At 70.0% G+C, this 15,177-nt stretch carries 10 protein-coding genes; 6 read left to right on the top strand and 4 right to left on the bottom strand.

All coding sequences use genetic code 11. The features are described from left to right. Positions 1-125: 125 nt before the first annotated feature. Positions 126-872, top strand: a complete 747-nt coding sequence (locus tag AB0L95_RS24665; protein ID WP_311692209.1) for a response regulator transcription factor — start codon at positions 126-128, stop codon at positions 870-872. Between the two features lie 53 nt (positions 873-925). Here AB0L95_RS24665 and AB0L95_RS24660 read toward each other — a convergent pair whose 3' ends face one another. Together AB0L95_RS24660 and AB0L95_RS24655 are read right to left on the bottom strand one after the other, a co-directional pair. Further along, positions 926-2,128, bottom strand: coding sequence for a crosslink repair DNA glycosylase YcaQ family protein (locus AB0L95_RS24660; RefSeq protein WP_365164519.1), 1,203 nt, complete (start codon positions 2,126-2,128; stop codon positions 926-928). Positions 2,129-2,187: 59 nt separating this feature from the next. Continuing rightward, the gene (locus AB0L95_RS24655; RefSeq protein ID WP_365164517.1) at positions 2,188-2,766 is read right to left on the bottom strand and encodes a GNAT family N-acetyltransferase; all 579 of its coding nucleotides are present in this window, start codon (positions 2,764-2,766) and stop codon (positions 2,188-2,190) included. 302 nt (positions 2,767-3,068) lie between these two features. Between AB0L95_RS24655 and secA the strand changes: the two genes are divergently transcribed. Then, positions 3,069-5,882, top strand: coding sequence for a preprotein translocase subunit SecA (gene secA, locus AB0L95_RS24650; protein ID WP_365164515.1), 2,814 nt, complete (start codon positions 3,069-3,071; stop codon positions 5,880-5,882). Positions 5,883-5,987: 105 nt separating this feature from the next. Here the strand turns inward: secA and AB0L95_RS24645 are convergent, their stop codons facing one another. Then, complete coding sequence (locus tag AB0L95_RS24645; protein WP_365164513.1) at positions 5,988-6,512, bottom strand: Rv3235 family protein; 525 nt, start codon at positions 6,510-6,512, stop codon at positions 5,988-5,990. A 341-nt stretch (positions 6,513-6,853) separates the two neighbouring features. On the opposite strand from AB0L95_RS24645, the gene AB0L95_RS24640 reads away from it, so the two are divergent. Together AB0L95_RS24640 and AB0L95_RS24635 are read left to right on the top strand one after the other, a co-directional pair. Beyond that, positions 6,854-7,369, top strand: a complete 516-nt coding sequence (locus tag AB0L95_RS24640; protein ID WP_365164510.1) for a hypothetical protein — start codon at positions 6,854-6,856, stop codon at positions 7,367-7,369. Positions 7,370-7,438: 69 nt separating this feature from the next. After that, positions 7,439-8,104 (top strand): HAD family hydrolase, encoded by a 666-nt coding sequence (locus tag AB0L95_RS24635; RefSeq protein WP_365164508.1) that lies wholly within the window; start codon positions 7,439-7,441, stop codon positions 8,102-8,104. 73 nt (positions 8,105-8,177) lie between these two features. On the opposite strand, the gene AB0L95_RS24630 is transcribed toward AB0L95_RS24635, so the two are convergent. Beyond that, positions 8,178-8,744: a DJ-1/PfpI family protein gene (locus AB0L95_RS24630; RefSeq protein WP_365164506.1), complete on the bottom strand. Its 567-nt coding sequence runs from the start codon at positions 8,742-8,744 to the stop codon at positions 8,178-8,180. Between the two features lie 616 nt (positions 8,745-9,360). Between AB0L95_RS24630 and AB0L95_RS24625 the strand changes: the two genes are divergently transcribed. Continuing rightward, positions 9,361-14,301, top strand: coding sequence for an NAD-glutamate dehydrogenase (locus AB0L95_RS24625; protein WP_365164503.1), 4,941 nt, complete (start codon positions 9,361-9,363; stop codon positions 14,299-14,301). Positions 14,302-14,560: 259 nt separating this feature from the next. After that, positions 14,561-15,085, top strand: coding sequence for a GtrA family protein (locus tag AB0L95_RS24620; protein ID WP_365164501.1), 525 nt, complete (start codon positions 14,561-14,563; stop codon positions 15,083-15,085). Positions 15,086-15,177: the final 92 nt, after the last annotated feature.

Here is a 15,177-nt window from a genome sequence, read left to right as displayed (position 1 = left end):
GTGCTGTGTCACCTGGCGGCCGCCCGGACATGGAATCATGGCCCGTAACGGCTCAACCGGTGGGCCGTTGCCTTGGGTTGGCGATGGCACAGGACCACAGGCCACAGCCTTCAGGGGGAGGAACGATGGCGGACAGCTTCGGACCGATGCATGAGGGGGATGCCGACGACGGCGTCGTCGGCATGGGCCCGGAGGAGGGCTCTGCCGGTGGCGAGCCCATCCGCGTCCTCGTGGTGGACGACCACGCGCTCTTCCGTCGGGGCCTGGAGATCGTGCTGGCCGCCGAGGAGGACATCCAGGTCGTCGGCGAGGCGGGAGACGGCGCGGAGGCGGTCGACAAGGCGGCCGATCTGCTGCCCGACATCGTGCTCATGGACGTCCGGATGCCCAAGCGGGGCGGGATCGAGGCCTGCACCTCCATCAAGGAGGTGGCACCCAGCGCCAAGATCATCATGCTGACGATCAGCGACGAGGAGGCCGATCTCTACGACGCGATCAAGGCGGGCGCGACCGGGTACCTCCTCAAGGAGATCTCCACGGACGAGGTGGCCACGGCCATTCGCGCGGTCGCCGACGGACAGTCGCAGATCAGCCCCTCCATGGCGTCGAAACTCCTCACCGAGTTCAAGTCGATGATCCAGCGGACCGACGAGCGCAGGCTGGTCCCGGCGCCCCGGCTCACCGACCGCGAGCTGGAGGTCCTCAAGCTCGTCGCCACCGGGATGAACAACCGGGACATCGCCAAGGAACTGTTCATCTCCGAGAACACCGTGAAGAACCACGTGCGCAACATCCTGGAGAAGCTGCAGCTGCACTCCAGGATGGAGGCCGTGGTCTACGCGATGCGGGAGAAGATCCTCGAGATCCGCTGACCGCCGGGCGGGACACCCCCGGCAGCGTTTTGCCGGGGGCACTGCGGTGTGGGTCAGTCCAGGGAGCGGGCGAGCTCGCGGAGCAGCGGCTCCCGCAGGGCCGGTGCGTCCACCCGCTCCACGCGTACGTTCGTGCAGTCCACCCAGGACGCCGCCTCCAGCAGGGCCTGGGCCACTGCCGGGACCGCGCGGGGGTCCTCCAGCGTGACCTGCTTCGCGACCAGGGTGCTGCCCTCGCGCGCCGGGTCCACCCGGCCGACCAGCCGGCCGCCGGCGAGTACCGGCATCGCGAAGTAGCCGTAGACCCGCTTGGGCTTGGGGACGTAGGCCTCCAGGCGGTGTGTGAAGCCGAAGATCCGCTCCGTGCGCGCCCGCTCCCAGATCAGGGAGTCGAAAGGCGACAGCAGCGTCGTACGGTGGCGGCCGCGCGGCGGGGTCGCGAGCGCCGCCGGATCCGCCCACGCCGGTCTGCCCCAGCCCTCGACCGTCACCGGGACCAGGCCCGAGTCCGCGATCACCGCGTCGACCTGCTCGCCCTTGAGGCGGTGGTAGTCCGCGATGTCCGCGCGCGTGCCGACGCCGAGGGAACGGCCGGCGAGGCGCACCAGCCGGCGCAGGCACTCGGTGTCGTCCAGCTCGTCGTGGAGCAGGGCCTCGGGGACGGCGCGCTCGGCGAGGTCGTACACCCGCTTCCAGCCGCGACGCTCGACGCACACCACCTCGCCGTACATCAGCGCGCGCTCCACCGCGACCTTCGTGCCGGACCAGTCCCACCACTCGCTGGTCCTCTTCGCACCGCCGAGGTCCGTGGCGGTGAGCGGGCCCTCGGCACGCAGCTGCTTGACGACCTGGTCGTACACACCGTCCGGCAGCGTGTGGTTCCAGTGCGGGCGGGAGCGGTAGGCGCGGCGGCGGAAGGCGAAGTGGGGCCACTCCTCGATGGGGAGGATGCAGGCGGCGTGCGACCAGTACTCGAAGGCGTGGGGGTGGGGCGCGGCGGTGCCGGCCGGTGACGGCCGCCAGTACGCCGCGTCGACCGAGCCGCGGCCTATCGCGCCGAGGCGGGCGTACGCGATGAGTTCGTGGGAGCGGGCGAGGACCGAGATGGTGTCGAGCTGGACCGCTCCCAGGTGGCGCAGGACCCCTCGGACGCCTGCCCTGCGGTCGGGGGCCCCGAGGAAGCCCTGCGCCCGCAGGGCGATGCGACGGGCTTCGTCGGCGGTCAGTTCGGCGGTGGGACGCGGGGCACTCGGCATGGTCACACCGTAGAGCCCCCCACTGACAACGCCGGGTGGGCCGGGGCCCCGGCCCGTGCCTACGCCCGCCGCGACGGTGCCGGCAGATACGGCGCCGAGGACGAAAGGCCCAGGTCGGACGGCAGGAGCGAGCCCACCCAGCAGTCCCGTCGGACCCCCTTGTTGTTGATCGCCGAGCGCAGGGTGCCCTCGATGGTGAAGCCCACACGTTCCGCGACGGCGCGCGAGCCCGCGTTGCCCACCTCGGCACGCCACTCCAGGCGGTCGATCGACAGCTGGGTGAAGGCCCAGCGCGCCGCGGCGAGCGTCGCCTCCGTGATGTAGCCGTTGCCCCGGTGTTCCTTCGCCGTCCAGAAGCCCACCTCGGCGACGCCCAGGGAGCGCATCGTCAGACCGAGCATGCTGACCAGTCCCCCGGAGGGCAGGAAGACACCGAAGGTGAACATGGAGGCGTCGGCCCAGCCGTCGGGAGCTATCTGGCCGACGAACCCTTCCGCGTGCTCACGCAGATACGGCGACGGGATCGTGGTCCAGCGCTGGATGTCGGGATCCTGGGCGGCCGCGAACACCGCGTCGGCGTCCTGGGGGTCCACGGTGCGCAACAGGAGACGTTCAGTGGTCAGAGTGACGGGGTCCATCGCCCGATTCTGCTCGGGCCTCCGCCCCGCCGCCACGACATTTCGCGCCCCGCGCCGGACGGGGGCGCCTCCGCCACGCCGTCGGGTCTCCTCCTGTCCCAGCGCGTCAGGGGCCGGTTACTTTTCGTGGCACGGACGCGGCACCTTCCGTCGCCGCCGTCCGTTGTCCTAGTGGCTGTCGACGACAGACCTCCCGGCGTGGCGGGGTCCTCGCTTACGATGGCCGTTGCTCAAGCTGTCATACAGAACCGACCGTCCATATACGACCGTCCCAGGCCCGACCGGCAAGGAGACAAACCCCCGTGTCCGTCCTCTCGAAGATCATGCGTGCAGGCGAAGGCAAGATCCTGCGCAAGCTGCACCGCATCGCGGACCAGGTCAACTCCATCGAAGAGGACTTCGTAGGCCTCTCCGACGCCGAGCTGCGGGCCCTCACCGATGAGTACAAGCAGCGGTACGCCGACGGCGAGAGTCTCGACGACCTGCTGCCCGAGGCGTTCGCCACCGTGCGTGAGGCCGCCAAGCGCGTCCTCGGCCAGCGGCACTACGACGTGCAGATGATGGGCGGCGCCGCGCTCCATCTCGGCTATGTCGCCGAGATGAAGACCGGTGAGGGCAAGACCCTGGTCGGCACGCTGCCCGCCTATCTCAACGCCATCTCCGGAGACGGCGTCCACATCGTCACGGTCAACGACTACCTGGCCGAGCGCGACTCCGAGATGATGGGCCGCGTCCACCGGTTCCTGGGTCTGTCCGTCGGCTGCATCCTGGCGAACATGACTCCGGCCCAGCGCCGCGAGCAGTACGCGTGCGACATCACCTACGGCACGAACAACGAGTTCGGCTTCGACTACCTCCGCGACAACATGGCGTGGTCGCAGGAGGAGCTGGTCCAGCGGGGCCACAACTTCGCCGTCGTCGACGAGGTCGACTCCATCCTCATCGACGAGGCCCGTACGCCGCTGATCATCTCCGGTCCGGCCGACCAGGCCACCAAGTGGTACGGCGACTTCGCCAAGTTGGTCACGCGCCTGAAGCGCGGCGAGGCGGGCAACCCGCTGAAGGGCGTCGAGGAGACCGGCGACTACGACGTCGACGAGAAGAAGCGCACCGTCGCCATCCATGAGCCCGGCGTCACCAAGGTCGAGGACTGGCTGGGCATCGACAACCTCTACGAGTCGGTGAACACCCCGCTGGTGGGCTACCTGAACAACGCCATCAAGGCCAAGGAGCTCTTCAAGCGCGACAAGGACTACGTCGTCATCGACGGCGAGGTCATGATCGTCGATGAGCACACCGGCCGTATCCTCGCCGGCCGCCGCTACAACGAGGGCATGCACCAGGCGATCGAGGCGAAGGAAGGGGTGGACATCAAGGACGAGAACCAGACGCTCGCCACGATCACCCTGCAGAACTTCTTCCGCCTCTACAACAAGCTCTCCGGCATGACCGGTACGGCGATGACCGAGGCCGCCGAGTTCCACCAGATCTACAAGCTCGGCGTGGTCCCGATCCCGACCAACAGGCCGATGGTCCGCAAGGACCAGTCGGACCTGATCTACCGCACCGAGGTCGCGAAGTTCGAGGCGGTCGTCGACGACATCGCCGACAAGCACGAGAAGGGCCAGCCGATCCTGGTCGGCACCACCTCGGTCGAGAAGTCCGAGTACCTCTCGCAGCAGCTCAGCAAGCGCGGCATCCAGCACGAGGTGCTGAACGCCAAGTACCACGAGCGCGAGGCGGTGATCGTCGCCCAGGCCGGTCGCAAGGGCGCTGTGACCGTGGCCACCAACATGGCCGGCCGTGGCACGGACATCAAGCTCGGCGGCAACCCCGAGGACCTCGCCGAGGCCGAGCTGCGCCAGCGCGGGCTCGACCCCGAGGAGCACATCGAGGAGTGGGCGCAGGCCCTGCCCGCCGCCCTGGAGCGGGCCGAGCACGCGGTCAAGGCCGAGAAGGACGAGGTCGAGGATCTCGGCGGCCTGTATGTGCTGGGCACCGAGCGCCACGAGTCCCGCCGCATCGACAACCAGCTGCGCGGTCGTAGCGGCCGCCAGGGCGACCCCGGCGAGTCCCGGTTCTACCTCTCGCTGGGCGACGACCTGATGCGCCTGTTCAAGGCCCAGATGGTCGAGCGCGTGATGTCGATGGCGAACGTCCCGGACGACGTGCCGATCGAGAACAAGATGGTCACGCGCGCGATCGCGTCCGCCCAGTCGCAGGTCGAGACGCAGAACTTCGAGACCCGGAAGAACGTCCTCAAGTACGACGAGGTCCTCAACCGGCAGCGTGAGGTCATCTACGGCGAGCGGCGCCGCGTCCTGGAGGGCGAGGACCTGCACGAGCAGATCCAGCACTTCATGAACGACACGATCGACGCCTACGTCGGCGCGGAGACCTCCGAGGGCTTCGCCGAGGAGTGGGACCTGGACCGGCTGTGGGGCGCCTTCAAGCAGCTCTACCCGGTGAAGGTCACCATCGAGGAGCTGGAGGAGGCCGCGGGCGACCGTGCCGGGCTGACCGCCGAGTTCATCGCCGAGTCCATCAAGGACGACATCCGCGAGCAGTACGAGCAGCGCGAGGAGCAGCTCGGCTCGGAGATCATGCGTGAGCTGGAGCGCCGGGTCGTGCTGTCGGTCCTGGACCGCAAGTGGCGCGAGCACCTCTACGAGATGGACTACCTCCAGGAGGGCATCGGCCTGCGCGCGATGGCGCAGAAGGACCCGCTGGTCGAGTACCAGCGCGAGGGCTTCGACATGTTCACCGCGATGATGGAGGGCATCAAGGAGGAGTCCGTCGGCTATCTGTTCAACCTGGAGGTCCAGGTCGAGCAGCAGGTCGAGGAGGTCCCGGTCGAGGACGCCCAGCCCTCCCTGGAGAAGGAGGAGGCGGTGGCGGCCCAGGCAGCCCGCCCGGAGATCCGCGCCAAGGGCCTGGAGGCCCCGCAGCGCCGCGAGCGGCTGCACTTCTCCGCGCCGACCGTGGACGGCGAGGGCGGCATCGTCGAGGGCGACTTCGAGGGCGACGACGGTGAGCCGGTGCGCTCGGAGTCGGACGGCCTCACGCGGGCGGAGCGCCGCAAGCAGGCCAAGGGCGGACGCCGCCGCAAGAAGTGACGCTGCCCCGGCGACGGAGCGGCAGCAGCACGGCTGAGTGAGGGGCCGGGCACCCTCGGGTGCCCGGCCCCTCATGTCGTGGCCGTCAGGCACGGTCAGCCGCCCTCAGTCGTCGTCCGGCCGTGGTGGCCGGGGCCCGCCCAGTTCCACCGCCGTGCAGCGCCAGCGGTGGTCGGGGCCGCACTCCAGGCGGAACGCCATGGCGCGCAGCTGGTCGCCCGCACCGATCCGGGCGAAGGCCTCGATGGCACCCGGGCGCGGCACGAAGTAGCCGATGTCGCGGACCACCGGACGGGTGCCCCGGGTGCGCAGCGGGCCGCGTGCGGCAAGCCGGGCCAGCTCGTCGTAGGCCCGGCCGACGGTGTGCCCGAGCATGCTGTGCACCGGGCGCTGACCGCTCAGCACCGACAGCAGACGGTCGGCGAAGAGATCCGTCGGACGGGGCTGGGGGACGGCCGCCGCCCGGCCCGCAGCGCCGGCCGGCGCCGTGGTGCCGGTCCTGCCCGGACCGTGGGCCGTCCGGCGCGGGGTGCCGCCGGGGCGACGGGTGTCGTGGCGGACCGGCGGGCGCCCGCCCGGCCGGGACTGCGCGGGGGGTGTCGTGCTGTTCCTGGTCATCACTTTGTTCATGCGGGATCCCCGTTTCACGGGACCGGCGGATACCGGTCGGTAACTTCTCGGTGGGGATCCTGTACGAGGTGAACCGGGCCCGCAGCGAGACCGCGGTGGCGCAGGGGCGGCCGGAAGAATCACCCATCAGGGTGAGGAGGCGGGTGGGAGCCCTTGGCGCGGCCGGGGCGGGCAGGGTGATCCCCGAGTGTCGCGGCTGACGGCGGCGACGGCGCACGCGGGACCCGAAGGGGGACCCCCGCACGTATCCTGGGATGACTCGCCGGAGGCGCGGAACGATCTTCGCGGGGTCCCGCCGGGGCCCGTCCGGTGCCCCTGACCGACTACGAAAGCGGCTCGTCATGCGCGTCTACGTCCCTCTGACCCTCTCCGGTCTCGCCGAGGCGTACAAGTCGGGCGAGCTGGGCGAGGGACGGGTCATGGCCTACGCCGTCACGCCCGCCCTGCGCGAGTGGTACCTCTCTGACGACATCGAGGAGCTGGAGTACGCGGCGCTGAGCCGGTCCGCGCTGGCCTCCCTGCGGCTGCTGGCGGCGGACCCGGGGGCGCCGCGGCGCCGGGTCGTCGTGGCGGTCGACGTGCCGGACGGCACGGCGGCGGCCGACCCCGACCGTGGTCTGGATCCGGCCGCGCTCGGCGAGGTGCGGGTCGCGGGACCCGTGCCGCTGGCCAAGGCCGCCGCGGTGCACGCCGACGCGGCCGACGCGGAGGCGGACGTGACCGAGGCGGCCCGGGCGCTCCCGGCGGCGGAGGACGGGGACGACGACGCACAGTTCGTCGTGGACGGGGCCGAGGACCACGAACTGCTCTGGTACGCGACGCAGGAGATCCCGAATCTCCTGGAGCTCGGCCGCTGACCTGGCCTTCCGTGGCCCTTGCGAGCAGGACGGCGGTGATTGTCAGTGGCACCGGGTACGTTTTCCGGCATGGGGACGCAAGGAAACGCGCACATTGTCTGGGACTGGAACGGGACGTTGTTCCACGACAATGACGCGATCATCGGGGCGACGAACGCGGCCTTCGCGGAGCTGGGCCTGGAGCCCATCACGCTGGAGCGGTACCGGGCGCTGTACTGCGTGCCGGTGCCGAAGTTCTACGAGCGGCTGATGGGGCGGCTGCCCACCGACACCGAGTGGGAGGTCATGGACGCGATCTTCCACCGCTACTACGCGGAGCACCGGGTCCGGTGCGGGCTCACCGAGGGCGCGACGGAGCTGCTCGCCGGATGGCGCTCGGCGGGCCGCAGCCAGTCCATCCTGAGCATGTATGTGCACGAGGAACTCGTGCCGCTCGTGCGGGGGTTCGGGATCGAGGCGCACTTCGTCCGGGTGGAGGGGCGGATCGGGCCCTCCGGGGGCAGCAAGGCCGAGCACATGGTCCGCCATATACGGTCCCTCGGCGGCGTCGACCCCGCGCGCACGGTGGTGATCGGTGACGCCGCCGACGACGCGGTCGCCGCCCGGCGTGTCGGAGCCCGGGCCGTTCTGTACACCGGGGGCTCGCACGGCCGCGCCAGCCTGGAGGAGGTCGGCGTGCCCGTGGTCGACACGCTGCAGGAAGCGGTCGCGGAGGCCGAACGCCTGGCCGCGTGAGAGCGGGCGGCGCGGCATGAGAGCGGGCGGCGCGGCGCGAGGGGACGCGCGTCGCACCGCCGCCCGCCCGGAATCAGCTCACCGGCGCCTTCGCCCGCAGTACCGTCAGGAACTCACGCATCCAGCCGGAGTGGTCCGGCCAGGCGCGGGACGAGACCAGGGTGCCGTCGACGACCGCCTCGGCGTCCTGGAAGGTGGCACCGGCCGCCTGCATGTCCAGCTCCAGCGCCGGATAGGACGTGACACGCCGGCCGCGCAGGGCGTCGACCGCGGCGGTGAGCAGCGGCCCGTGGCAGATCTGGGCGACCGGCCTGTCGGTGTCGAAGAACGACTTGACGATCTTGCGGAGTTCGGGGTCGTTGCGGAGGTATTCAGGGGCGCGCCCGCCGGGGATGACCAGGGCGACGTAGGCACCGGGGTCGACATCGGAGAAGGCCAGGTCGGCGGGCCAGCTGTAGCCGGGCTTCTCGGTGTACGTGTCGAAACCGGGTTCGAAGTCGTGGACGACGAATCGGAGGGTTTTCTGGGTGGGCGCGGCGATGTGGACCTCGTAGCCCTCCTCACGAAGGCGCTGATACGGGTAGAGGACCTCCAGTGATTCCGCTGCGTCCCCGGTGACGATCAGGATCTTCTGCGTCATGTCCGCTGTGCTCCCCTCGTTCGTACGGGCGGCCCGTGAAGTGCCTTCGGGCAACGTGCCTCAAGCCGGGGGCGCTGCCAAGGGGGGCCGTACGGTTCGTACCGCCATGCTTGCACCGAAGGCCCCGTATGGCGCATATCGAAGGCCCTGCACGGCCGCGCCCCCTTCGCCCCTGTGCAGAACGTCAAACTTCGCCCCCCTCTTTTGTACACATACGGCTCATGACGTGCCCCCCGTGAAGAGCGATAGCCTGGTGGCGTGATCAGCGCGATACCTCGCGGGGACGTCGTCGTCCCTGCCTTGCGCCCGGTGAGCACGGACGGTGTCCGTGACCGGGCGGCGGTCGCTGGTCTTCGCAGGCGGGGCCGGTCGAGCAGGGCGCCGCAGGCGCCCGGCACGGCAGCCGGGGCGCCGAGGACGCGAGAGGCGCGGAACGCGCCGAGAGCAGCGTCACAGTCGCCGAGGGTGCCGGAAATGGCCGATACCCCCCCGCCCATCTCTCCAAGCGGCATAGCGTCGAACCAGACCGGACACCCCGCGTCACGGCGTTACGTCGGAGAAGAGACCGTACTTCCTTCTACGTCACGCAATGGCGCGCGACAGGAGCCAGAGGACAATGCAGACCAAGCTGGACGAAGCCAAGGCCGAGCTGCTCGAGAGGGCCGCCCGGGTAGCTGAGAACAGCCCGGTCGGGGGGCACCTACCGACTGGGACGACGGGCGCGGGAACCCCGGACCGGGACACCGTGCTCGCGTTCCTCCAGCGCTACTACCTGCACACCGCCCCGGAGGACCTGGCCGACCGTGATCCGGTCGATGTCCTGGGAGCCGCGTTCTCGCACTACAGACTGGCCGAAACGCGTCCCCAGGGTACGGCGAACGTGCGGGTCCACACCCCCACCGTCGAGGAGAACGGCTGGACCTGCAGCCACTCCGTGGTGGAGGTCGTGACCGACGACATGCCCTTCCTGGTCGACTCCGTGACCAACGAGCTGTCCCGGCAGGGCCGCGGTATCCACGTCGTGATCCACCCGCAGTTCGTCGTCCGCCGTGATCTGACCGGCAAGCTGCTGGAGGTCCTGCCCGAACAGCCCGGGGCCGAGCTGCCGCACGACGCGCACGTCGAGTCCTGGATCCATGTCGAGATCGACCGGGAGACCGACCGCTCCGACCTGAAGCAGATCACCGCCGATCTCCTGCGTGTCCTGTCCGACGTCCGCGAGGCCGTCGAGGACTGGGAGAAGATGCGCGAGTGCGCGCTGCGCGTCGCGGAGGGGCTCCAGAAGGAGTCCGTGCCCGGGGACCTGCCCGAGGCGGAGGTCGAGGAGGCCGGCGAGCTGCTGCGCTGGCTGGCCGCCGACCACTTCACCTTCCTCGGCTACCGCGAGTACGAGCTGGGCGAGGACGACTCGCTGGCCGCCGTGCCCGGCACCGGACTCGGCATACTGCGATCGGACCCGCACCACTCGGGCGACGAGAGCCACCCGGTGAGCCCGTCCTTCGAGCGCCTGCCCGCCGACGCCCGCGCCAAGGCCCGCGAGCACAAGCTGCTGGTCCTCACCAAGGCCAACAGCCGCGCCACCGTGCACCGGCCGTCGTACCTCGACTACGTCGGGGTGAAGAAGTTCGACGAGAACGGCAACGTCGTCGGCGAGCGCCGGTTCCTCGGCCTGTTCTCGTCCGCCGCCTACACCGAGTCCGTGCGCCGTGTGCCGGTCATCCGGCGCAAGGTCGCCCAGGTCCTCAAGGGCGCCGGGTTCTCGCCCAACAGCCACGACGGCCGCGACCTGCTCCAGATCCTGGAGACCTACCCGCGCGACGAGCTGTTCCAGACGCCGGTGGACGAGCTGCGCTCCATCGTCACCTCCGTCCTCTACCTCCAGGAACGCCGCCGGCTGCGGCTCTACCTGCGCCAGGACGAGTACGGGCGCTACTACTCGGCCCTCGTCTACCTGCCGCGCGACCGCTACACCACGGGCGTCCGGCTGCGCATCATCGACATCCTCAAGGAGGAACTCGGCGGCACCAGCGTCGACTTCACGGCCTGGAACACCGAGTCGATCCTCTCCCGGCTGCACTTCGTCGTGCGTGTCCCCCAGGGCACCGAGCTGCCGCAGCTGTCCGACACCGACAGGGAGCGCATCGAGGCGCGCCTTGTGGAGGCCGCCCGTTCCTGGGCCGACAGCTTCGCCGAGGCGCTGAACGCCGAGTGCGGTGAGGAGCGCGCCGCCGAGCTGCTGCGCCGCTACGCGAGCGGCTTCCCCGAGGGCTACAAGGCCGACCACAGCCCCCGCGCCGCGGTCGCCGACCTGGTCCACCTGGAGCAGCTCAGCGCCGAGGAAGGCGGCCGGAACTTCGCGCTCAGCCTGTACGAGCCGGTGGGCGTCGGTCCCGGCGAGCGCCGCTTCAAGATCTACCGCAAGGGCGAGGCCGTCTCCCTGTCCGCCGTGCTGCCGGTCCTCCAGCGGCTCGGCGTCGAGGTCATCGACGAGCGCCCGTACGAGCTGCGCTGCACGGACCGCACGACCGCGTGGATCTACGACTTCGGCCTTCGCCTGCCGAAGTCCCTGGTCGACAACGGCGACCACCTCGGCGACGACGCCCGTGAGCGCTTCCAGGACGCTTTCGCCGCGACCTGGACCGGGCAGGCCGAGAACGACGGCTTCAACGCCCTGGTGCTGAGCGCCGGACTCACCTGGCGGCAGGCCATGGTGCTGCGCGCGTACGCGAAGTACCTGCGCCAGGCCGGTTCCACCTTCAGCCAGGACTACATGGAGGACACCCTCCGCAACAATGTCCACACCACCCGGCTGCTGGTCTCGCTGTTCGAGGCGCGGATGTCGCCGGAGCGGCAGCGGGCCGGACTGGAGCTGACCGACGCCCTGCTGGAGGAGCTGGACGCCGCGCTCGACCAGGTCGCCTCCCTGGACGAGGACCGCATCCTGCGGTCCTTCCTCACCCTGATCAAGGCGACCCTGCGCACCAACTTCTTCCAGGACGGGCGCGACGGCAAGCCGCACGACTACGTCTCCATGAAGTTCGACCCGCAGGCCATCCCGGATCTGCCGGCGCCGCGCCCGGCGTACGAGATCTGGGTGTACTCGCCGAAGGTCGAGGGCGTGCACCTGCGCTTCGGCAAGGTCGCGCGCGGCGGTCTGCGCTGGTCCGACCGGCGTGAGGACTTCCGTACCGAGATCCTCGGCCTGGTGAAGGCGCAGATGGTGAAGAACACCGTCATCGTGCCGGTGGGCGCCAAGGGCGGGTTCGTCGCCAAGCAGCTGCCGGACCCGGCCGTGGACCGTGACGCCTGGCTGGCGGAGGGCATCCGCAGCTACCGCACCTTCATCTCGGCGCTGCTCGACATCACCGACAACCTGGTGGCCGGCGAGGTCGTGCCGCCCGCGGACGTGGTCCGGCACGACTCGGACGACACCTACCTCGTGGTCGCAGCGGACAAGGGCACGGCGACCTTCTCGGACATCGCCAACGAGGTCGCCGAGAGCTACGGCTTCTGGCTCGGCGACGCCTTCGCCTCCGGCGGCTCGGCGGGCTACGACCACAAGAAGATGGGCATCACCGCCCGCGGCGCCTGGGAGTCGGTGAAGCGGCACTTCCGGGAGCTGGACGTCGACACCCAGACCGAGGACTTCACCGTGGTGGGCGTCGGGGACATGTCCGGTGACGTGTTCGGCAACGGCATGCTGCTGTCCGAGCACATCCGCCTGGTCGCGGCCTTCGACCACCGGCACATCTTCATCGACCCGAACCCGGACGCGGCGACCTCGTACGCGGAGCGCCGCCGTCTGTTCGAGCTGCCGCGCTCGTCGTGGGCCGACTACAACGCCGAACTGCTGTCGGCGGGCGGCGGTGTGTTCCCGCGGTCGGCGAAGTCGATCCCGGTCAACGCGCACATCCGCGAGGCGCTCGGCATCGAGGGCACGGTCACCAAGATGACCCCGGCCGACCTGATGAAGACGATCCTCGCGTCGCCGGTGGACCTGCTGTGGAACGGCGGCATCGGCACATACGTCAAGTCCTCGGCGGAGTCGAACGCGGACGTCGGCGACAAGGCCAACGACGCCATCCGTGTGAACGGCAAGGACCTGCGGGTCAAGGTCGTGGGCGAGGGCGGCAACCTGGGGCTGACCCAGCTCGGCCGGATCGAGTTCGCCCAGCAGGGCGGCAAGATCAACACGGATGCCATCGACAACAGCGCGGGCGTGGACACCTCCGACCACGAGGTGAACATCAAGATCCTGCTCAACGCGGTCGTGGCCAACGGCGATCTGACGGTCAAGCAGCGCAACCAGCTGCTCGCCGAGATGACCGACGAGGTCGGCGCCCTGGTACTGCGCAACAACTACGCGCAGAACGTGGCGATCGCCAACGCCCTGTTCCAGTCGAAGGACATGCTGCACGCACAGCAGCGGTTCCTGCGCCACCTGGTGCGCGAGGGCCACCTCGACCGGGCGCTGGAGTTCCTGCCCGCCGATCGGCAGATCCGCGAGCGGCTCAACGCCGGTCAGGGCCTGACCGGCCCGGAGACGGCCGTCCTGCTGGCGTACACCAAGATCACGGTCGCCCGGGAGCTCCTGGAGACGGAGCTGCCCGACGACCCGTATCTGCGCCGCCTGCTGCACGCCTACTTCCCGACGGCGCTGCGCGACCGGTTCTCCGAGCAGATCGGCAGCCACGCGCTGAGTCGTGAGATCGTGACGACCCTGCTGGTCAACGACACGGTCAACACGGGTGGGACGAGCTTCCTGCACCGTATGCGCGAGGAGACGGGCGCGTCGCTGGAGGAGATCGTCAGGGCGCAGACCGCGTCCCGCGCGATCTTCCACGCCGGCGCGGTGTGGGACGCGGTCGAGGACCTGGACAACAAGGTCGAGGCCGATGTCCAGACCCGTATCCGGCTGCACTCCCGTCGGCTGGTGGAGCGCGGCACGCGCTGGCTGCTCAACAACCGGCCGCAGCCGCTGCAGCTCACCGAGACCATCGCGTTCTTCGGTGACCGCGTCGAGCAGGTCTGGAGCGAGCTGCCCAAGCTGCTGCGCGGCGCGGATCTGGAGTGGTGGCAGAAGATCTACGACGAGCTGACGAGCGCGGGCGTCCCGGACGAACTCGCCACGCGCGTGGCCGGGTTCTCCTCCGCGTTCCCGGCGCTCGACATCGTCTCGGTGGCCGACCGCACCAACAAGGACCCGATGGACGTCGCCGAGGTCTACTACGACCTCGCCGACCGCCTCAGCATCACGCAACTGATGGACCGCATCATCGAACTGCCGCGCACCGACCGGTGGCAGTCGATGGCACGGGCGGCGATCCGCGAGGATCTGTACGCGGCCCACGCGGGTCTGACGGCCGAGATCCTGGCCGTGGGCAACGGCACCTCCACGCCGGAGCAGCGGTTCGAGGCCTGGCGGGACAAGAACGGCGCGATCCTGGGCCGGGCCCGGACGACCCTCGACGAGATCTCGGGCTCGGACTCGTTCGACCTCGCGAACCTCTCGGTCGCGATGCGCACGATGCGGACGCTGCTGCGGTCGCACGGCTAGTCCTGGTACGAAGACGGGGGCGCCCCCTGGGTGGGGCGCCCCCGTCGGCGTATCGAGAGAGCATTCCCCGTTCGCCGCTCGCGTACCGCATTCTTGTCAAGACCTAGGGGAATTCCGGCCGTCACTTTACCCTCTCTCGCTAAACACGACATTTGGACCAGTGCCCTTGAGCAGGTGACATTGCGCGACGGTGCGAACGCCGCCTGTGCGGGCACTAGGTTTGGCGTGATCGTCCGACGAGTGTGGAGGACCCCTACCCGTGACTGTGAACCTCTCCGAGCAGCGACCCCAAGTCGCTCGCCCGGTTGCCGAGACCGTCGTCCCCGCACCCGTCCCCGCCCCTGCCCCGGCACGCGCCCGGGCGCGGCGGATCGCGGTCGAGGTCGCCAAGTTCGGGGTCGTCGGCGGCAGCGGTGTCGCGGTCAACTTCCTCGTCTTCAACGCCCTGCTGCACGGTCTCAAGTGGGCTCCCATGACGGCGACGGTGCTCGCCAGCGTCATCGCCATGGGCACCAACTACCTGGGCTTCCGCTTCTTCGCCTACCGGGACCGCACCTCGCGCACCCGGCAGCAGATCGTGCTGTTCTTCGTCTTCAGCGGGCTCGGCGTGGTGATGGAGAGCGTGCTGTTCTACGCCGGTTACCACGGCCTCGGTATGAACGGGCCGTTCGGCTCCAACGTGGCCAAGGCGCTGTCGATCGTGCTGGCGTCGGCGTTCCGCTTCCTGGTGTACCGCACCTGGGTCTTCCAGCACGAGGCGAAGCAGGGCCACGGGGCACGATGAGCGTCACCGCGGAGGACACCGGCGGAGCGCGGGGGGCCGCGAGGCGGCTCACGGGCCCCGGAGGGCCGCTCGCGGCCACCAGGACGCCGCGC

The sequence above is a fragment of the Streptomyces sp. NPDC052036 genome (genome assembly GCF_040680495.1).
Taxonomy (GTDB): Bacteria; Actinomycetota; Actinomycetes; order Streptomycetales; family Streptomycetaceae; genus Streptomyces.
This window is presented reverse-complemented; position numbering and strand designations above follow the sequence as displayed.